The organism is Martinezella sp. CNPSo 3959 (genome assembly GCF_057784355.1).
Genome location: NZ_JBXSOV010000012.1, coordinates 130,870 through 149,165, shown reverse-complemented (window position 1 = coordinate 149,165; position 18,296 = coordinate 130,870). Strand labels below are relative to the sequence as shown.

Genomic DNA, 18,296 nt, shown 5'->3' with positions numbered 1-18,296 from the left:
AATCCCGGTCGCGGCTGAAGGCCGCTTCCGAGATTCCCGGCTGTCGTCAGGGGTGAGTACGACAGCCGGGTCAAGAAATCGATTTTCACACCGGCAATCCATAGGCGGACTGGAAGCTGGGAAACACAGGATTAAACTCCACAGGTGACTGCCTCATTTTGAGACATATTTCACGCAACGCTAAATTTGCCTCGTCCAGTATGGCCTCGTCGGCGGCAACTCTTTTCAGATCTCATACAAGCGCGATGATCTGAACGTTCCGACTTGCCGAATTTTCCTGAAGAGCTCCTCAGCTTCTGCACAAATTCTGCAAAGGCGGACGCCATCGTCGCGCCATGAACAACACGCCCGAGACAATCGCAATTCCACCCGCCCGCCTACCACGCAGTCTTCTCAAGGAAGGCTGGTGGCTGGAGGACGATCGTCAGCCGCCAGCCGATCCGCCGGTTCAGGAAGCCAGGATCATACCCTTCGCCTTGGCCGAACATCCCTCACGGAGCCGATACCGATGAGCCTATCCGATGCACTTGCCCTCCCCGCAAACGCTACAAGCAGTCCCTATCGCAAACTCCTCACATTCATTTCCCTTATCGCCCTGGCCGACATTCTTCTCTTCGACGAGGCGCCGGGTGTTAATCTCTTTCTCTTCGCCAATGCCGTCGCCGCCGGCCTGATGATTTCCCCCAGAAGAAGGCAATCGATTCCAAAGATTGCTGCCTTTGCGATCCTTTGCCTTGTTGCGTCGGCGCCGCTTGTCGAGACCGCATCCTGGATGGGCATCATCACCAGCCTGATTGGGCTTTGCTTGATATCGCTGGGTGTCGGCAGATTGCTCCCGCGGCAATCGACGCGCTTACCATTGGCGCTGCTCCGTTTCCTGCTGGATCTGCCGCTGCGGCCCTTCCGCCAGGCGAGCTATCGCTGGCTGCAGCGGCTACAGAAGCCAGCGCCGGACGGTGTCCGACATCATCTGCGCGGCTGGATCATGCCGCTCGCGTTTGCCGCCGGCTTTCTTGCTCTTTTCGCTATGGCCAATCCGCTGATCGAAAAGACGCTGCGCAGCATCGACCTCACTTTCCTGCTGCAACTGCTGAGCATGTGGCGCATCGGTTTCTGGCTCGTCGTCGCAATCTTCCTCTCCACGCTGCTTCATCCACGCCTGAGGCGCCGCCGTCACCATCGCGAAGGGGTCGCCGCGGTCACCACCAGGATTGAAGATGGACTGTTCGGCCATGCCGCATTGCTGCGCTCGCTGCTGGTCTTCAACGCACTGTTTGCCGTGCAGACGCTGCTCGATCTCACCTATCTCTGGGGTGGCGCCAGCCTGCCCGATGGCATGAGCCATGCCGAATACGCCCATCGCGGCGCCTATCCGCTGATACTGACAGCAATCCTTGCCGCCGTCTTCGTGCTTGCCGCCATGCGGCGCGGCGGGCCGGGCGACAGAAGTTCCCTGCTTCGCGGCCTGGTGCATCTCTGGATCGCGCAGAACATCATGCTCTGCCTCTCCTCCATTCTGCGGCTCGATCTCTATGTCGAAGTCTATTCGCTGACGGAGCTGCGCGTTGCGGCCGGCGTCTGGATGGGCTTGGTCGCAGTCGGTCTCTTCCTCATCCTCCTGCGCATCCTGCTTCGTCGCTCCAACGAGTGGCTGATCGCGTTAAGCTCCGCGATGCTGGTTCTCACACTCTATGCTGCCGCATTCGCCGGCATTCCCGCCTTCATCGCCCGCTTCAACGTTGCCCATAGCCGCGAGATATCGGGCGAAGGCGTCGTTCTCGATCTCGATTATCTCTCGACGCTCGGCCCTGCCGCCATTCCGGCGCTCGACGCCTATCTGGTATCGCTGCCTGCCGACGTGAATGCTCGCAAGGTGCGCGAAGTACTGTTATGGCAGCATGTCAGACGCTCGCACGATTGGCGAAGCTGGACCTATCGCGATGCCAGCCTCGATGCTTACCTCAAAAATGATGCGACCCTTGTCAGATGAGGCCGAAACGAAGACACAGAGCAGAATAACCAGAACAGGCACTACATGGCACCGCGCATCCTCGTCGCCGACGACGAACCGAATATTCGCGACGTGATCTGCTTCGCGCTCGACCGCGCCGGCATGAAGACGACCACCGCGCGCAACGGCACCGAGGCCATGATGGCCTTTCACAAAGGCGGTCTCGATCTGATCGTCCTCGATGTCGGCATGCCCGACATGGATGGGCTGGAAGTCTGCCGCCGCATTCGCAAGGCATCGAACCTTCCGATCCTCTTCTTGTCGGCGCGCGACGAAGAAATCGACAGGATCCTCGGCCTGGAAATCGGCGGCGACGATTATGTCACCAAACCCTTCAGCCCGCGCGAGCTGGTTGCCCGGGTCCGCACTATCTTGAAGCGAAGCGGCCATGGGTCGGAGCCGGATGTGACCAATGGCTCGGTGTCCTTAGGATCTCTGCGGCTCAATCGCGGTGGCCGCACCGCCAGTTTCGCCGATATACCGCTCACCTTGACGGCGCTCGAATTCTCGATCCTCGATACACTGCTGTCGCGTCCCGGGATCGTCTTCAGCCGCGATCAGCTGATGGAAGCGGCGTATGGCACTGACATGCAGGTCGCCGACCGCACCATAGACAGCCATATCCGCAATCTCCGCGCCAAGCTTTCGGCCGTTGGCGGCAAGGGCATCATCGCCACGGTGCACGGCATCGGCTTCAAACTTACATCGGCTACAGAAGGAAACGCTTGATGCGTACGCCGCGGGTGAAGTCGAAATGGCGGCCGCCGCTCGCCCTCATCGTCTACGCGGTGCTTCTGACCGTGATGATGCTGCCGATGCTCACGATCATCTGGTTTCGGGTCGTGCGCGCCGCCTCCGGCGCCATGGCGCCAGCGGAGATTGCGACACTTGCCGCCGTTCTGATCCTCACCCTCATCGTCGCCTATGTGCTGACGCGCACCCTGACTACGCCGATCAATGCTCTTATTGCCCGAACCGAAGAGATCGCCCGCGGCGGACGCTCCGCGATCCGGCCGCTCGAAATCTACGGCACGCGTGAGGTCGCGACCCTTTCACAGAGCTTTCTCGATCTCGCCGGCAAGCTGGTCGATCATTCCGATTATGTGCGCTCCTTTGCCACCCATGTCTCGCACGAGCTGAAATCGCCCCTCACCTCGATCAAGGGAGCGGCGGAACTGCTACGTGATGATGACGACCAAAATCCGATGAGCCACGAGCAGCGCAGCCACTTCCTCGGAAACATCATCGCCGACACCGAACGGCTGGATCGGCTATTGTCGCGACTACGGGAGCTGGCAAAGGCCGAGCTTCCATCCCAACAGGGCTCCAGCAGCCTGCGCGATGTCATCGCCCAGTTGGAGATGCAATTTCGCCAATTGGCGATTATCGACGAAAGCAGCGCCGACGAGATGCTGGCATTACCCGGCGAGGCAGCCGGCATTATTTTCGCCAATCTGGCGGAAAATGCCGTTCAGAACGGCGCGACAAAGCTTGCAATTAAGGCAAGCGGCGAAGGGCGGGGGATATCGATCCAAATTCGCGACAATGGTCGCGGCATTGCCAATGGCAATCGGGATCGCATCTTCGAACCCTTCTTCTCGACGCGCCGGGACGATGGCGGCACGGGCATGGGGCTTGGCATCGTCAGAGCGATGCTCGCTTCCCACGGAGGCAGCATCGAATTGCTTGAGAGCAGCAAGGACGGCACGACGTTTCAGATCATCCTTCCCATCGCCGCCTGAAACGGCGCACTCTGCCATGAGCCGCCGGCGACAAAAAAGCGGCCGAAGGCTGAAACCATCGGCCGCTCCACTATTTCGAGATGGGAGCCTACGCTGCCTGTGACTGCGCTTGAGCTTCCAAAGCCATCGCGCGTGCCGTGACGAAATCGACCTTGCCGGAACCGAGAACCGGCACCTTGCCGACGGTCACTTCGGCCGGAACCATCATTTCTGTGGCACCCTTCGATTTGGCGAAGGCCAGGAAATCGCTTCTAGTCGCACCCGGCGCATCGGTCAGGAGCACGAGGCGCTCGCCCTTCTTGGCATCGGGTACGGACGAGACGACGCTGAGGGCACCAGGCCAGAGCTGTGCGGCAAGCGTCTCCACCGCGGCAAGCGAGATCATTTCGCCGCCGATCTTGGCGAAGCGCTTGGCTCGGCCGCGGATCTTGACGAAACCATCCTCATCGATGGTGACGATGTCGCCGGTATCGTGCCAACCCTCCGGCAGCGGCTCGAGAACGCCGGGATTGTCGGCGCGCAGGTAGCCGGCCATGACGTTGGCGCCACGGATGAGAAGGCGGCCGCCCTCATCGATGCCGGGAACCGGCTCGAGCTTCCATTCCATGCCCGGCATGATTTTGCCGACCGTTCCGGTGCGGTTATACATCGGCGTGTTCAGCGAGATCACCGGCGCTGCCTCGGTCACGCCATAGCCTTCCAGGATGCGCAGGCCGAACTTCTCCATATAGACCTCGCGGGTCGATGCCTTCACGGGCTCGGCGCCCGAGAAGATGTAGCGGATCGACCTCAGGTCGTAAGGATGGGCGGTGCGGGCATAGCCGTTCAGGAACGTATCCGTGCCGAAGACGATGGTGGCGTTGGAGACGTAGATCAGCTCCGGCACGATACGATAGTGCAGCGGCGAGGGATAGAAAAACACCGGCACGCCCGAGACCAGCGGCAGGATCGTGCCTGCCGTCAGGCCGAAGGAGTGGAACATCGGCAGGACGTTGAACACCTTGTCGCCGGGGTGGAAGTCGATGCGCGAGGCGGCCTGGGCGGCATTCGAGAGGACATTGCGGTGCGTCAGCACCACGCCCTTCGGCGCCCCTTCCGAACCGGAGGTGAAGAGGATGACGGCCGGATCGTCGGCATTGCGCCTCACCAACGGCCGATACTTGCGCATGAGGCCGACGATCTTGTCGAAGAAGGTGATCTGCGTGCGCAGTTCATCCAACCAGACAAAGGCCACATGCTTTTCGAGCTCCTCGACCACCGGGCCGAGTTTGGCCTGCGTGATGAAGGCGCGCGAGCAGAGCACATGCTTGACCTCCGCCGTCCGGCAGGCAGACAGGATGTTGGCCGCCCCCGCCGTGAAGTTCAGCATGGCCGGAACCTTGCCCGCCGACATCACACCGAGCACGGTCGCAGCCGTGCCGTTGGCGTTCGGCAGCATGACGCCGAGCGTCTTCTCGTTCGGGAACATCTTCTTGAACTTCGCGCCCAGCACCGCGGCACCGGTCAGCAGCTTGGCATAGGAGAGCTTGCCGGCGATTGGATCCTCGACGGCAAGTTTCTTGCCGCCATATTCATGGGCGCTTTCGATGACACGGCCAAGCACTGTGTTGTCGGTATCGGCGGTGCGGAACATCAGCGTCGACATGATCTGGTAGAGCGCAGCACCAGCGGCGATACGGCGCTTCCTGCCCTTGAGCTCGGCGGGAACATCGAGCTTGACCGGCTCGAGGATCGTCACCTTGACCTTGGGGAAGAGACGGCGGCGAACGTGGCTCGACGTCAGGTAGGAGGCGTAGCTCTTTTCCAGACCGTCGATACGAACGGGAACAATCATCGCGCCGGTCTTGTCGGCGACCATGGCAGCACCGTCATAGACCTTCATCAGCGTGCCGGTGACGGTCAGGCGCCCCTCGGGGAAGATGCCGACCGGGCTGCCATCCTGGATGACCTTGATCAGCGAGCGCGTCGCCATCGGCTTGGTCGGGTCGAGCGGCAGGAACTTGCACATCTTCAAAAGCGGCCGCATCCACCACTTCTTGGCGAAGGCATAGTCGATGGCGAAGACAGGCTCTTCCTCGGTGATGGCAAGCGCAAGGGCACCGTCCAGCAGACTGACATGGTTGAGCGCGATGATCGGCGCGGGGCCTGCCTTGCGTATGTTTTCAAGACCTTCCACTTCAAGCCGCATGAAGGCGCGGAAGATGATGGAGATTAGATCGCGGAAGGCGTTGGTCGGCAGCATTTTCAGCATGAGCCAGGCAATCGCGATATTGAGCACGGAGATGCTGAGAATGATGACCGGGATCGACAGACCCACGGCTTGAAGCACGGCCACAAGCGCCAAGCCCACAGCAATAAAGAGCGCGGAGAGCACATTCGATGCGCCAATGACGCGGGCGCGGCGATCCTCATTGGCCCAGCTCTGCATGGCAGAGAAGGTTGGAACGGCCAGGAAAGCACCGCCGATCGCCATACCGGCCAGATCGATGGCGACACGGATCGTTTTCGGTCCGGCGAAGAAGGCAAGAATGGTTTCGGCATGGCTGGTCGACTGCAAACCCCATAGGTTCCAGCCGAGATCGAGGCCGAAGAGGGCGACGATCAGCATGCCGATGGGCGCCGGCAAAAGCACAATGCGGCCGGCAGCCATCCACCCCGCAATGGCAGAGCCGATGGCAACAGATATAGCGAAGATCGCGAGATAAGCGGGAACGACAATTTCCGAGCCGCCGAGAATATCGGTGACCATGACCGGCAGCATCGACATGATGAAGGCGCCCACGAACCAGAACCAGCAGTTCATCAGCGACGCCCGCCAGATGCGGCTATCGGCGCGAAGCTCGTTGACCAGCCTGTAGCTGGAGCGCACGACATTGGTGTCGACGACGAGATCGGGTGCCTTGGAGCCGGTCGCAGGAATCATGCGGGCGGCAAACCAGCAGAGGATGGAAAGCCCCATCATCATCGGCCCGAAGATCCAGACATTCTCGCCCTCGCGGAAGGCGACGGCCGCAATCATGGTGCCGGTGAGGATGGCGATGAAGGTGCCGCCCTCGATCCAGGCGTTGGCTTTGGGGAGGTCCCGGTTTGCCAGGTGATCCGGTAGGATGCCGTATTTGATCGGCCCGAAGAGCGAGGAAATGACGCCGAAGCCGAAGAGCGCGAGCATCAGGATCCAGATGGAGGAGAAAGCGATGCCGACCACCGAGATGGCCGCCACCAGGAGCTCGCAGCGCTTCAAAAGCTCCGCCATCCTGGCCTTATCGTATTTGTCGGCAAGCTCACCGGCAATCGCCGACAGGAGCAGGAACGGCACGATGAAGATGCCGCCGGCAAGTGTGACTAGGGCGGCACCCTTTGTCGCCATCTGCGCGAGAATGACGAAAACCAGGGTCTGCTTTAAGAAATTATCATTGAATGCAGTCAGGAATTGCGTCCAGAACAGCGGCGCGAACTTCCTCGATCTCATCAGGTGCGTTTGCATGGCGTATCCCTCATTCGGCCAACAGGACGCCATAGAGTTGTTACGCAAAGGTTGAGCGCGGATACAACTCTGTGGCGTCGTTAATAAAGATTAGTCCTGACCGTCACGATTGAACTTAACCAGAAGCTTTTCCGTGCGGGCATCTTCTACCTTGCGGATCAGCTTGTCAGCCTCGCTGTTGTCACGAACGGTCTTGGTGACGTTGACCGCCGTCTGCACCAGCATCAGGATGCCCATGGCGAGATAGCCTTTGCCCCAGAGATCGATCGGCATCATGTAGAGGCCGACGAGGAGCATAAAGGCGGCGGCGGCAAAAGAAATGTAGGAGAAGCTGACCCAAGCCTGGGAATGTTTCTGGAAGCTGTCGTTCATGATCGTATCCTCTCAATTATCTGATTTGTTTGATGTCTTCGTTTCAGGCTGCTGAATTCAAGCGTTGGCGCAGGCGGGCAAGCACGTCGTCGGCGGAAGGGCCGAGCGGTGCGCCGCAGCCGGCATTGGCGAGCTTTTCGATGATATGGGCCTGCCGGCTCGCGGCATCCATTTCCTTCATGGCCGAGGCTGCGATCTCGCAGCGGCTCTGATAGGCCTCGAGACGGGCGAGCGTCTCCTCGGCGTCATCGAGCGTTGCCAGGCCGGAATTGTCGTCGCAGGCGGCATTGAGCTTCTGCGTCTGCTCGGTGGCGCGCGCCAGGCGCTCGCCGCGTTGCAGTTCCTGCAGCCGCGCTTCCGATGTGCGAACGGTTGCCTTGAGTTTGCCGATCGTCTGAGTGAATTGCGCCTGGGCTTTCTCAGAAGCATCCCGTTCGACTTCGAGCTGGGCGATCGCCTCGGCCGCCTCCCGCGCAAGTTCGTCACTTCCCTTCTGCAGGGCAGCGACGGCGCGCGTTTCCAGGTCCGCAATGCGGCCGATGATCGCTGCGTGCCGGTTCTTTTCCTGCTCATTCTGCGCGACGGCAATTGCCACGGCCCGCCGTGCGGACTGGATGGCACTGGCCGCCTCGCGGATCTGCTGCGCCAGCAAGGGTACCGCATTGCGATCGATGAACGCCTGTTCCGCATCATAGGCCCGACCGCGAATGAGCGTCAGAATTGAATTGAACATTTGTCGTCTCCCGTTTATGAACGATGTTCACGAAACAATGTATGCCAGAACCATGAACGTTGTTCAAGAATAATTTTGAACAACGTTCAAAAAATCGAATTGGAATAGTTAATGGCGAGAAAAACCCTGGAAAAGCGCGAGGACCTGAAGCTCAGGCTGATCGAGGCGGCGCGCAATCGCATCGCTGCCGACGGGCTCTCAAACCTGAGGGCGCGCGATGTCACGCAGGATGTAGGCTGCGCCCTTGGCGGCCTCTATACGGTCTTCGCCGATCTCGACGATCTTGTCATTCACGTCAATTCGGCAACGCTGAAGGCGCTTGAGGCATCGCTGGCGCTGACGGAGGTTCGGGATCACACGCCAGCGGACCGGCTGCGCAATCTCGCGCGCGGTTATCTGCGCTTTGCGGTCACCCATCGCAATCTATGGAAGGCGCTGTTCGACCATCGGCCCCCGGATGACCGCCCTAGCCCCGAATGGCACCTGGAAGAGCATATGTTCCTGATGGGCGTCATTGCCGAGCCGCTCGCGGAGTTGCAGCCGAACATGTCGGAGACGGCGCGCGCCATCCGCGCGAGAACGCTGTTCGGGGCCGTGCATGGCGTCGTCAGCATCAGCCTGGAAGGACGGTTTGTCGGTCTGCCGATCGAAAGCCTGGAACAGGAACTCGACGACTTCATCCTGACGGTCGCAGCCGGGGCCGCGGCACGACAAGGCTAGCCGGAGTTATGGTTTTTACTGTTTCGAGGGCGCGTAATTCCGGATGTCGCCGAAAGCGTAGCCACGATCCCTGAGCTTGCGGATCAGCGACTGCAGATTTTCGCGGCCGTTGAACTGGTCCTGAAACATCTCGTCATGCATGAGCAGGATCATTTTGCCCCGCTGCGTGAAACGACCGTACTGGAAAAGATGATCGATCTCATTGACAAGATGGTCCACCGATTGAACCGGCTTGCCGTCGTCGCTGTGTACCCACTCGAAATCCCAGCCGAAGAGATAAAAGCCAGCTTCGGCGACGAGTTCGTAATCCAGCCATTCGCGTTCCCATTGGGCGACATTGATGGATAGATCCTCCCTCGATACGGTCGGAAGCCGGAAGACGTCCCTGCCGGGCAGTCGCGCATTCACGATCGGCGTCAGACCGAGCACTTCATTGGCATGAAGCATGTCGGCAACCACGGCCTGGGTGTTGGAATAGTATCGTCGGTAACGATTATTGGCGTGGCTGTAGCTGTGATTGCCGAGGGTTACCATCGGCATGGCCTTGGCCTCTGCCAGGAGATCGCGCCCGGCGGGAATGGTTTCGACATGCTGGCCGACCATGAACATGGCGGCGGGGACATTTTCCTGACTTAGCACGGAAAGAATGTTCTTCGTTCCAGGCAAGGGCCCATCATCGAATGTCAGAAAGATCGTCCCGTCCGCCGCGCGAGCGGAGACGGCGCAGGCCGCAGCCAGGATGCCGGCGAGCAGCCATCTCACGACCGCCTTCCATCGATAATTCAATCCGCCCAAGCCAGCCGCCTCCCCGTGTCATCGCCGCAAACTGGCATATCGCATGGAACAAGAAAAGCGCCGCGAGCACGACAAAAGCAAAGGGCGCTCTACCCATTTCTGGGGAGCGCCCTTGCTTTTTAACCCGGACAGCAAACGCCGGCTCGACACAGAAATGTCAACACGGCAGGCCATCGATACAGGTGATGACCCGCAGATAATCGCGAATCGCACCCTTTGCAAGAGCCGGCTGCAAAAATTTTAGCAATTCTGCCACACGAGAGAGCCATGTGACAGAATTCGCACATTTGACGGGCGTTGATCCCTCGTCAGGCAGCCTTCAAGGTCGCATCACGCGGGATCTCGACGTCGATCTCCAGCATAGAGACATCCTTGTCGCGATCCATCTTAACCTGCACCTTGTCGCGATCGACCTGTACATGCTTGGCGATGACGGCGAGGATTTCCTCCCTCAGCACGGATACGAGATCCGAGCCCACAGAGGCGCGTTCGTGGGCAAGAAGGATCTGCAGACGCTCGCGCGCCATCGGTGCAGATCTCTGCTTGCGGAACAATCCGAAAATGCTCATGCGGCCCTCCTTGCGAAGATCTTGCCGAAGATACCCCGCTTTTCGCCGGGGATGGTGATCGGCACCTGCTCGCCGGCAAGACGGCGTGCGGCGTCGAAATAGGCAAGCGACGGGGCACAGCGCGCATCGGCAAGCGTGACCGGCGAGCCGAGGTTGGAGGCGCGCAGAACGTCGGTGCTTTCCGGAATGATGCCGAGCAGCGGAATGGAGAGGATTTCCAAAACGTCATCGACCTTCAGCATGTCGCCGCGTTCGGCGCGGCCGGCGTCGAAGCGGGTCAGCAGCAGATGCTTTTCCATGCGCTCGCCGCGCTCGGCCTTCAGCGTCTTGGAGTCGAGCAGGCCGATGATGCGGTCGGAATCGCGCACAGAGGAGACTTCCGGGTTGGTGACGACGACGGCGACGTCGGCATGGCGCATGGCAAGGGTGGCGCCGCGCTCGATACCGGCCGGGCTGTCGCAGATGACCCAATCGAAATAGTTCTTGAGCTCGTTGATGACGCGCTCGACACCCTCGGGCGTCAGATTGTCCTTGTCGCGGGTCTGAGAAGCCGGCAGGAGGAAGAGCGTCTCCAGCCGCTTGTCGCGGATCAGCGCCTGTGGCAGCTTGGCATCGCCGTGAATGACGTTGACGAGATCATAGACCACGCGGCGTTCCGCGCCCATGACCAGATCGAGATTGCGCAGGCCGACGTCGAAATCGACCACGACGACCTTTTCGTTTCTCTGTGCGAGAGCCGCCCCCAATGCGGCCGTCGAAGTCGTCTTTCCAACTCCGCCCTTGCCTGATGTGACGACGATTACCTTGCCCATCTTGCTCTCCTGTTTTGGCCGGCTTCGGCTCAGATTAGTTTTTCGGCCATGATCGTTTCACCATCCAGCCAAAGCTGGACGGCTTGTCCCCTGAGGCCAGGTGATATGTCTTCCGCCATCTTGTAGATGCCATCGATCGCCAAAAGCTCGGCCTCGAGCTTGCGGCAGAAGATTCGCGCCGAGGCATTGCCGATCGATCCCGCCATGGCGCGGCCGCGAAGGGCGCCGTAGATGTGGACTGATCCACCCGCGATGACTTCCGCGCCCGACGCCACCGAACCGATGACCGTGACATCGCCTTCCGGAAAGATCACCGACTGCCCCGAACGCACCGGCTCGCGGATGATCAGCGACTGCGTGACCGGCCGGACTTCCGGCGGCGGCGCCTTGGGCTCGCTGTTGCGACGCTCCACGACCGGCTCGGCCTCGGAGACTTCGAAATCGGCAGCTGGACGCCCACCCTTCAGGATCGGCGGCATGCCGGGGCCGGCGATCGACGGGCGACCGCCCTCGATGCCCATGATGCTGACATTGCGGGCCGAAAGCTCTGATATCAGCTCCTTGAGCTGCGCCTTGTCGATCGGCAGGTCGGTGATGTCGAGCACGACCGGCCGCCCCAGAAAGAAGCCGGCCGAACGGGCTGCGAGGTCGTCAAGCCTGATCAACCACTGGTCCAGCGGAAGATCCGGCGAAAGCATGACCGCAAGAAATGAGCGGCCCTTGATACGGATCGAACGAGCGTCTGTTAGCACTTTGGTCATCTATGTGAATAAATCGTTGATCCTGTGTACCGTCGATATGGTTAACAAATGGTTAATACGGGGCTCCATTGGAGCCCGAACCGCCCCATAAAACGGCGATGCTCGCAAGCGCCGAAGGCTCGTTCGAGCCGGGATCGTAGACGCATGGAGCGGCGAAAATCGCAGCTCCTGCAAGGAGAAGAATGATTGGTCTCATGAGATTCTCCAGGCGCAAAGCAGAGACTGCCGTGCTGATTATTCGACGCGGAAAAATTAACGATTCGGCGCGCCGCACCTTCCGGAGCGGCGCGCTAGATCAACGCTTGGGTGATTCTCAGGCGAGCTTCAGCTCGACATTGATGTTGCCGCGAGTCGCCTTCGAATAAGGGCAGGTCTGGTGGGCTTCCTCGACCAGCGCGCGTGCCAGCTCGGGCTCGATGCCGGGCATGCTGACGGTCAGGCGCGCCTGCAGGAAGTAAGCGCCTTCCGTCATGCCCAGATCCACTTCGGCATCGACGGCGAGGTCGGCTGGGAGCTTGACCTTGCGCTTGCCCGCGGCAAGGCCCATTGCGCCGATGAAGCAGGCCGACCAGCCGGCTGCAAAGAGCTGTTCGGGATTGGTGCCGGCATGGGCGCTGCCGGGAGGCGAAAGCTTGACGTCGAGCTGGCTATCATCGCTGCGGGCGGAGCCGTCGCGGCCGCCGATGGTGTGGGTCTTGGCGGTGTAAAGAACCTTGTCGATCTTGGTCATGGAACACTCCGTTGCTGCGTTGCCCGTCTGCTATGTTGTGAGGGCAACGTCTGTTGACGGAGTTGTTTTTGATGGATCGACGTATCCGGCATGTTTCCGGAATCGCCGGAAGTGTTACAAAGCGTAGAGCCAAACGGGCCGGATACAAATGCTTACAAATCGCCCGAAAATCTTTTGGGGGCCAATCAGGAAATAACGACTTCGGCCGCCAGGCCACCGCCTTCGCGGTTATAGAGCCTGACGGAGCCCCCGAGCGTCTGGGCGAGTTGCTGGGCAATCGCCAGACCAAGCCCTGTGCCGCCGGTGTTGCGGTTGCGCGACTGCTCCAGCCGGAAGAAGGGCTGCATGGCCGCCTCTATCTGGTCCTGCGGAATGCCGGGACCGCGATCGAGGACGGTAATCGCAATCTGGCCCGTGTCCCGGCGCTCCACGGCGATTTCCGCCGCACCGGCGAATTTCAGGGCGTTGTCGATGAAGTTGGTGAGGATGCGGCGTAGCGCATGCGGCTTCGTCGTCGCAGTTCCGTGAATGAGACCGAGAATCTCTACGGATTTGCCGGTATCCTGATAGTCGTAGCTGATGCTTTCGATGAAGGAGGCCAGATCTATGCGTGCGCTCTTCTCGCCATTGCCATGGGCGCTGCGCGCATAGGCGATCCCATCCTGCACCAGACGCTCGATCTCACCGAGATCCTGCAAGAGCTTGGTCTTCTCGGGCGAATCATCGGCGATATCGGCGCGCAGGCGCATGCGGGTGATCGGCGTCTGCAGATCGTGCGAGATCGCCGCGAGGATCTGCACGCGCTCTTCGAGATAATGCGCAATTCGATCCCGCATGGCATTGAAGGCTCTTGCGGCGTGCGCCACTTCGCTCGGCCCTCTGTCGCTCAAGGCCGGACTCTTGTTGTTGGGATCGAGCGCATCGGCCGCAGCGGCAAACTCGGCGAGCGGACGCGTGGCCTGCCGGACGGCAAACCAGATACAAAGGACGATCAACAGCATCTGGACGACGAATACATAAGGCAGCCAGGCCGCCATCGGCATGACACCTTTTGGCGTAACATCGATGGTCAGCGGGCTACCATCGCTCAGCTTGAGATGCGCCTGCAGCCGCGAGATCGGCCCCGGTATTGCTTCCATGTGGATCGGAAAGCGATGGCCGACCGCATCCTCTATCTTGGCGGCGATCTCAGCGCCATGCGCAGACGTATCAGGCACGCCGGGCAGGCCATTGCCTAATTCGAAGTTGTAATTGCCGCGGCTGAGCCAATCGACGAAATTCGCTCTCTCATCGGCCGGCAACCGGTCGAGCACCGCGATCGAGGTCGCAACGTCGTTTTCCAGCGTGCCGAGCATGACGGCCTTTGCCGACATGTAGCGCTCGATATAGAGCACACTGAAAGACAGGCCGTAGGCGATCGCGAGCCCCGCCAGCAGGATCAGCGAAATGCGTGCACGCAGGGTGCTAGGCCACCATGACCGGTGACCTGAAAGCTCGACCACAGTCATGGGCGCAGCTCCGCAATTTCCACCGGCACGGAGAAGACATAGCCTTCGCTGCGAACCGTCTTGATATACATCGGCTCCCGCGCATCATCCCCCAACCGCTGGCGGAGACGGCTGACAAGCAGGTCGATGGAGCGATCGAAGAGATCGGCGTCGCGGCCTTGCGTCAGGTTCAGCAATTGGTCTCGATTGAGCACTCGCTGCGGGTGGTCGATGAAGACTCGCAGCAGGCGGTATTCGGCGCCGCTGAGCGTGATCTCCGTGCCGTCCTTGTCGAGCAAATGGCGGCCGACCGTATCGAGCTGCCACTCGCCGAACACCAGCAATTGGCCGACTTCGCTGATCTGCAGGTTGGGCGGCAGCATGCGGGTGCGGCGCAAAACCGCCTTGATGCGTGCAAGCAGCTCGCGGGCGGCAAAAGGCTTGGCCAGATAATCGTCCGCGCCCATCTCCAGGCCGAGAATGCGGTCCATCTCGTCGCTACGCGCCGTCAGCATGAGAATAGGCGTCGCCTTGTGCTTGCCGGCGCGAAGCTCGCGACACAGCACGAGGCCGTCGTCGCCTGGCATCATCACGTCGAGCACGATCAGGTCGACCGAATTGGCCTCGAGAAAGCTGCGCATCTGCCGGCCATCGGCGGCCGTTGTTGCCCGCAAGCCATTCTTCTTCAGATAGCTCGATACCAGCTCACGGATTTCCCGATCGTCATCCACGATCAGGATATGGTCGACATGATCCATTTCGATTTCCCACTCGTTATCGTAAGCATCGAGCTACGAATATTCATCCTCTGTGACGCGAACTGCTAGGGCGCCAGCTTGCGCCGGCGCCCTCCCGCACACTATCGCCGAACTAGAAACGATCAACATCTATCACAGCCTGGGCGAAAGCCTGCGGGGCTTCCTGAGGCAGATTGTGCCCAATGCCGCCTGTGATGGTGCGGTGCTCGTACTTGCCCGAGAACTTGCTGCGATAGGCCGACGGCTCCGGATGCGGCGCGCCGTTGGCGTCGCCCTCCATGGTGATGGTCGGGATCGAAATCACTGGCCCGGCGGCGAGCTTCTTTTCATACGCATCGAACTTTGCCTCACCTTCGAGGAGACCGAGACGCCAGCGGTAATTGTGGATGACGATATCGACATGGTCGGTATTGTCGAATGCGGCAGCCGACCGATCGAAAGTGGCGTCGTCAAAGGCCCATTGCGGCGAGGCAGTGTGCCAGATCAGCTTTGCGAAATCGTGGCGATTTTCCTGGTAGCCGAGACGGCCGCGCTCGGTGGCGAAATAGAACTGGTACCACCAGGCAAGCTCCGCCTTCGGCGGCAGCGGCTTGCGGTTGACCTCCTGGCTGCCGATGAGATAGCCGCTGACCGAAACCAGCGCCTTGCAGCGTTCCGGCCAGAGTGCCGCCATGATATCGGCGGTGCGGCCGCCCCAGTCGTAACCGGCAACGACGACCTTACCGATCTTCAGCGCATCGAGAAGGTCGATCATGTCGGCGGCGAGCGCTGCCTGCTGGCCGTTGCGCAGCGTGTCCTTCGAAAGGAAGGTGGTGGTGCCATAGCCGCGCAGATAGGGAATGATGACGCGATAGCCGGCACCAGCAAGCAACGGTGCGACATCGACGAAGCTGTAGATGTCATAGGGCCAGCCATGCAACAGCAGGACGACAGGACCATCGGCCGGACCGGCTTCGGCGTAACCGACATTGAGCACGCCCGCATTGATCTGCTTCAGCGCGTCGAAAGAGGTGTGGGTGCCGGCCTTAACGGCGGGCACGGTCAATGCGGAAGCCTTTGTTTCTTGGGCACCGGCGATTGCAGGCAGACCGAATTCAGCGGCGGCAACGGCGATGGCGGCCATGCCGAAGAAGCGGCGGCGGGTGTGGTTGATTTCCTCAGACATCTGTCTCTCCTGTGAATTGGATCGTGACCACAAGAAAGCCAACCGCTTGTATCGCCGATGTGTCGTCGATGGCCTCGTTTTGAAAGTCTATGTAGCTTCCGGCCGCCAGGATACAGTCTGATACAATTCGCGGCCCTTGGCTGCAACGCCTCGGCAAGCGGCCGGGTTCACTGCATAATCAGGCCGCATCATCCAGTTTGTATCGCAATGTATCGCAGCCGGAGACATCGACGTTTCGGTACATTCTGCCGCCCAATCAGACACATTCGAGATACGTCGCCGACGGCAGATAGCGTCATTGCTGAGCACGGCGCCTCGCCGTTCGCAGCCGGTCAATCGCTTCTAAAGGAACAAGACGATGACGCTTCTCATCATAGCCTATCTCGGCGGTGCGCTGACGATCCTCAGTCCGTGCATCCTGCCTATCCTCCCCTTCGTCTTTGCCCGCGCCGGACAGCCCTTCGTCAGGAGCACGCTGCCTATGCTGGCTGGCATGGCGCTCACCTTTGCAGTTGTCGCGACCCTTGCCGCAGTCGGCGGTGCCTGGGCGATCCGCGCCAATGAATATGGACGCCTCGCAGCGATCGTTCTGCTCGGCCTCTTCGGCCTGAGCCTGATTTCACCGCGCATCGCCAGCGCGCTCTCCCGGCCGGCGGTCGATCTCGGCAACAACCTCCTGAACGCTGCCGGCAACGGTCGCGCGACCTCGAGTATCAGAAGCTCCTTCGTCCTCGGCATTGCGACCGGCCTGCTCTGGGCTCCCTGCGCCGGTCCGATCCTCGGGCTGGTCCTGACAGGCGCGGCCTTGAAGGGCGCCAATCTGCAGACGACATTCCTGCTGCTTGCCTATGGCGCCGGCGCCGCAACCTCGCTTGCCATTGCCCTCTTTGCCGGTGGCAAGATCTTTGCCCGCATGAAGCAGTCCCTCGGCGTCAGCGAACGCATCCGCCAGGTCGCAGGCGCAGCGGTTCTCGCCGGCGTTGCCGCCATCGCGCTCGGCCTCGATACCGGCCTGCTCGCCCGCCTCTCCTATGCAAGCACCGGCTCCTTCGAACAGGCTTTGCTCGAGAAGCTGCACCCCAAGACCTCCGTCCCGGAGGCCGAGGTTGCCAGCAACGGCGCCATGAAGGTTGTCACCGACGCGGCACGTCCGTTCCACAGCAGTCTTCCGATCGAAGGCCCCGCCCCCTCGCTCGACGGGGCCGTCACCTGGCTGAACTCTGAGCCGCTGACGACGGCCGGGCTTCGCGGCAAGGTCGTCCTCGTCGACTTCTGGACCTATTCCTGCATCAACTGCATCCGCACTATCCCCTATGTTCGTGCCTGGGCGGAAAAATATAAGGATCAGGGTCTCGTCGTCATCGGCGTCCACGCTCCGGAATTCGCCTTCGAAAAGAACATCGACAACGTCAAGAAGGCGATCGCCGACTTCAAGATCGGCTATCCCGTCGCGATCGATAATGATTACCGCATCTGGCGCGCCTTCGAGAACAATTACTGGCCTGCCCATTATCTGATCGACGCCAAGGGGCAGATCCGCTACCAGCACTTCGGCGAAGGCAATTATCGCCAGACCGAGCAGGCAATTCAGGACCTCCTACGGGAAGCCGGCAGTGATATGGCTCAAAGCAGCCCGGTCGTCCCCAATGCGAAGGGTGCGGAAGCAAGCCCCGACCTTGGCCACATCCGCTCCGGCGAGACTTATGTCGGCTACGGCCAGGCGACGGGTTTCGTCTCGCCTGAAGGTCTGAAGGCGGACACCGCCGCCGACTATTCGGTTGCCAATCCCGGCCTCAACCAATGGGGACTAACCGGCACCTGGACAGTCGGGTCTGAGCAGGCGTCGCTGGACAAGGCAGGCGGCGGCATCAGCTATCGCTTCAGTGCCCGCGATCTGCACCTCGTCCTCGGACCGTCGGCAGACGGAAAACCGGTCCGCTTCCAGGTGACCGTGGACGGAAAGGCGCCCGGCGCCGACCACGGCTCCGATATCGATGCCAACGGCAACGGCACCGTGACCGCAACCAAGCTCTACCAGCTCGTCCGCCAGTCCGGTGACGTCACTGCGCGCAACTTCGAAATCCGCTTCCTCGATCCCGGGGTGCAGGCCTACGCCTTCACCTTCGGCTGAAATTCCCCTTCACCCCAAGCATGAAC

At 60.7% G+C, this 18,296-nt stretch carries 18 protein-coding genes; 6 read left to right on the top strand and 12 right to left on the bottom strand.

Features of this window, described 5'->3' with window-relative positions; all coding sequences use genetic code 11:
* The first annotated feature begins 508 nt into the window (after window positions 1–508).
* From AC13RE_RS22375 to AC13RE_RS22365, 3 genes are read left to right on the top strand one after another with little or no spacing between them, the layout of a single operon-like run.
* On the top strand, window positions 509–1,990 hold the full coding sequence (locus AC13RE_RS22375; RefSeq protein ID WP_488564559.1) for a DUF4153 domain-containing protein: 1,482 nt from the start codon (window positions 509–511) through the stop codon (window positions 1,988–1,990).
* Between the two features lie 45 nt (window positions 1,991–2,035).
* Entirely contained in the window at window positions 2,036–2,740 is a 705-nt protein-coding gene (locus AC13RE_RS22370) for a response regulator (RefSeq protein ID WP_488564558.1), read from the top strand.
* On the top strand, window positions 2,740–3,753 hold the full coding sequence (locus AC13RE_RS22365) for a sensor histidine kinase (RefSeq protein WP_488564557.1): 1,014 nt from the start codon (window positions 2,740–2,742) through the stop codon (window positions 3,751–3,753). The genes AC13RE_RS22370 and AC13RE_RS22365 overlap by 1 nt, the downstream gene beginning before the upstream one ends.
* A gap of 88 nt (window positions 3,754–3,841) precedes the next feature.
* Here AC13RE_RS22365 and AC13RE_RS22360 read toward each other — a convergent pair whose 3' ends face one another.
* The 3 genes from AC13RE_RS22360 to AC13RE_RS22350 form a co-directional block, all read right to left on the bottom strand.
* Window positions 3,842–7,237, bottom strand: a complete 3,396-nt coding sequence (locus tag AC13RE_RS22360; RefSeq protein WP_488564556.1) for an acyl-[ACP]--phospholipid O-acyltransferase — start codon at window positions 7,235–7,237, stop codon at window positions 3,842–3,844.
* Window positions 7,238–7,327: 90 nt separating this feature from the next.
* A complete protein-coding gene (locus AC13RE_RS22355; protein WP_112335778.1) occupies window positions 7,328–7,609 on the bottom strand; it encodes a YiaA/YiaB family inner membrane protein in 282 nt (93 codons plus the stop codon).
* Window positions 7,610–7,652: 43 nt separating this feature from the next.
* Window positions 7,653–8,342, bottom strand: coding sequence for a PspA/IM30 family protein (locus AC13RE_RS22350; RefSeq protein WP_488564555.1), 690 nt, complete (start codon window positions 8,340–8,342; stop codon window positions 7,653–7,655).
* Between the two features lie 111 nt (window positions 8,343–8,453).
* Between AC13RE_RS22350 and AC13RE_RS22345 the strand changes: the two genes are divergently transcribed.
* Window positions 8,454–9,062 carry a TetR/AcrR family transcriptional regulator gene (locus AC13RE_RS22345; RefSeq protein ID WP_488564554.1) on the top strand — a complete coding sequence of 203 codons (609 nt, stop codon included), beginning with the start codon at window positions 8,454–8,456 and terminating at the stop codon, window positions 9,060–9,062.
* A 15-nt stretch (window positions 9,063–9,077) separates the two neighbouring features.
* Here the strand turns inward: AC13RE_RS22345 and AC13RE_RS22340 are convergent, their stop codons facing one another.
* The gene (locus tag AC13RE_RS22340) at window positions 9,078–9,824 is read right to left on the bottom strand and encodes a polysaccharide deacetylase family protein (RefSeq protein WP_488564553.1); all 747 of its coding nucleotides are present in this window, start codon (window positions 9,822–9,824) and stop codon (window positions 9,078–9,080) included.
* A gap of 76 nt (window positions 9,825–9,900) precedes the next feature.
* Between AC13RE_RS22340 and AC13RE_RS22335 the strand changes: the two genes are divergently transcribed.
* Entirely contained in the window at window positions 9,901–10,101 is a 201-nt protein-coding gene (locus AC13RE_RS22335) for a hypothetical protein (protein ID WP_488564552.1), read from the top strand.
* A 64-nt stretch (window positions 10,102–10,165) separates the two neighbouring features.
* Here the strand turns inward: AC13RE_RS22335 and minE are convergent, their stop codons facing one another.
* From minE to AC13RE_RS22295, 8 genes are all read right to left on the bottom strand, one after another.
* A complete protein-coding gene (gene minE / locus AC13RE_RS22330) occupies window positions 10,166–10,426 on the bottom strand; it encodes a cell division topological specificity factor MinE (protein WP_015343376.1) in 261 nt (86 codons plus the stop codon).
* Window positions 10,423–11,238, bottom strand: a complete 816-nt coding sequence (gene minD, locus AC13RE_RS22325) for a septum site-determining protein MinD (RefSeq protein WP_095437032.1) — start codon at window positions 11,236–11,238, stop codon at window positions 10,423–10,425. The genes minE and minD overlap by 4 nt, the downstream gene beginning before the upstream one ends.
* Window positions 11,239–11,267: 29 nt before the next feature.
* On the bottom strand, window positions 11,268–11,999 hold the full coding sequence (gene minC / locus AC13RE_RS22320; RefSeq protein ID WP_488564551.1) for a septum site-determining protein MinC: 732 nt from the start codon (window positions 11,997–11,999) through the stop codon (window positions 11,268–11,270).
* A 52-nt stretch (window positions 12,000–12,051) separates the two neighbouring features.
* Window positions 12,052–12,195 (bottom strand): hypothetical protein, encoded by a 144-nt coding sequence (locus tag AC13RE_RS22315; RefSeq protein WP_165915268.1) that lies wholly within the window; start codon window positions 12,193–12,195, stop codon window positions 12,052–12,054.
* Window positions 12,196–12,312: 117 nt separating this feature from the next.
* Complete coding sequence (locus tag AC13RE_RS22310; RefSeq protein WP_488564550.1) at window positions 12,313–12,729, bottom strand: organic hydroperoxide resistance protein; 417 nt, start codon at window positions 12,727–12,729, stop codon at window positions 12,313–12,315.
* Between the two features lie 185 nt (window positions 12,730–12,914).
* Window positions 12,915–14,237 carry an ATP-binding protein gene (locus AC13RE_RS22305; protein WP_488564549.1) on the bottom strand — a complete coding sequence of 441 codons (1,323 nt, stop codon included), beginning with the start codon at window positions 14,235–14,237 and terminating at the stop codon, window positions 12,915–12,917.
* The gene (locus AC13RE_RS22300) at window positions 14,234–14,974 is read right to left on the bottom strand and encodes a response regulator (protein WP_132719378.1); all 741 of its coding nucleotides are present in this window, start codon (window positions 14,972–14,974) and stop codon (window positions 14,234–14,236) included. Before AC13RE_RS22300 ends, AC13RE_RS22305 begins: the two co-directional genes overlap by 4 nt.
* A gap of 112 nt (window positions 14,975–15,086) precedes the next feature.
* On the bottom strand, window positions 15,087–16,139 hold the full coding sequence (locus tag AC13RE_RS22295) for an alpha/beta fold hydrolase (protein WP_488564548.1): 1,053 nt from the start codon (window positions 16,137–16,139) through the stop codon (window positions 15,087–15,089).
* Between the two features lie 358 nt (window positions 16,140–16,497).
* On the opposite strand from AC13RE_RS22295, the gene AC13RE_RS22290 reads away from it, so the two are divergent.
* Entirely contained in the window at window positions 16,498–18,270 is a 1,773-nt protein-coding gene (locus tag AC13RE_RS22290; RefSeq protein WP_488564547.1) for a cytochrome c biogenesis protein DipZ, read from the top strand.
* Window positions 18,271–18,296 lie beyond the last annotated feature (26 nt).

Bases quoted from the DNA above. Each gene is read 5' to 3' on its own strand.
- AC13RE_RS22375 (WP_488564559.1), top strand. From the start codon at position 509: ATGAGCCTATCCGATGCACTTGCCCTCCCCGCAAACGCTACAAGCAGT.
- AC13RE_RS22370 (WP_488564558.1), top strand. From the start codon at position 2,036: ATGGCACCGCGCATCCTCGTCGCCGACGACGAACCGAATATTCGCGAC.
- AC13RE_RS22365 (WP_488564557.1), top strand. From the start codon at position 2,740: ATGCGTACGCCGCGGGTGAAGTCGAAATGGCGGCCGCCGCTCGCCCTC.
- AC13RE_RS22360 (WP_488564556.1), bottom strand. From the start codon at position 7,237: ATGCAAACGCACCTGATGAGATCGAGGAAGTTCGCGCCGCTGTTCTGG.
- AC13RE_RS22355 (WP_112335778.1), bottom strand. From the start codon at position 7,609: ATGAACGACAGCTTCCAGAAACATTCCCAGGCTTGGGTCAGCTTCTCC.
- AC13RE_RS22350 (WP_488564555.1), bottom strand. From the start codon at position 8,342: ATGTTCAATTCAATTCTGACGCTCATTCGCGGTCGGGCCTATGATGCG.
- AC13RE_RS22345 (WP_488564554.1), top strand. From the start codon at position 8,454: ATGGCGAGAAAAACCCTGGAAAAGCGCGAGGACCTGAAGCTCAGGCTG.
- AC13RE_RS22335 (WP_488564552.1), top strand. From the start codon at position 9,901: ATGGAACAAGAAAAGCGCCGCGAGCACGACAAAAGCAAAGGGCGCTCT.
- minE (WP_015343376.1), bottom strand. From the start codon at position 10,426: ATGAGCATTTTCGGATTGTTCCGCAAGCAGAGATCTGCACCGATGGCG.
- minD (WP_095437032.1), bottom strand. From the start codon at position 11,238: ATGGGCAAGGTAATCGTCGTCACATCAGGCAAGGGCGGAGTTGGAAAG.
- minC (WP_488564551.1), bottom strand. From the start codon at position 11,999: ATGACCAAAGTGCTAACAGACGCTCGTTCGATCCGTATCAAGGGCCGC.
- AC13RE_RS22315 (WP_165915268.1), bottom strand. From the start codon at position 12,195: ATGAGACCAATCATTCTTCTCCTTGCAGGAGCTGCGATTTTCGCCGCT.
- AC13RE_RS22310 (WP_488564550.1), bottom strand. From the start codon at position 12,729: ATGACCAAGATCGACAAGGTTCTTTACACCGCCAAGACCCACACCATC.
- AC13RE_RS22305 (WP_488564549.1), bottom strand. From the start codon at position 14,237: ATGACTGTGGTCGAGCTTTCAGGTCACCGGTCATGGTGGCCTAGCACC.
- AC13RE_RS22300 (WP_132719378.1), bottom strand. From the start codon at position 14,974: ATGGATCATGTCGACCATATCCTGATCGTGGATGACGATCGGGAAATC.
- AC13RE_RS22295 (WP_488564548.1), bottom strand. From the start codon at position 16,139: ATGTCTGAGGAAATCAACCACACCCGCCGCCGCTTCTTCGGCATGGCC.
- AC13RE_RS22290 (WP_488564547.1), top strand. From the start codon at position 16,498: ATGACGCTTCTCATCATAGCCTATCTCGGCGGTGCGCTGACGATCCTC.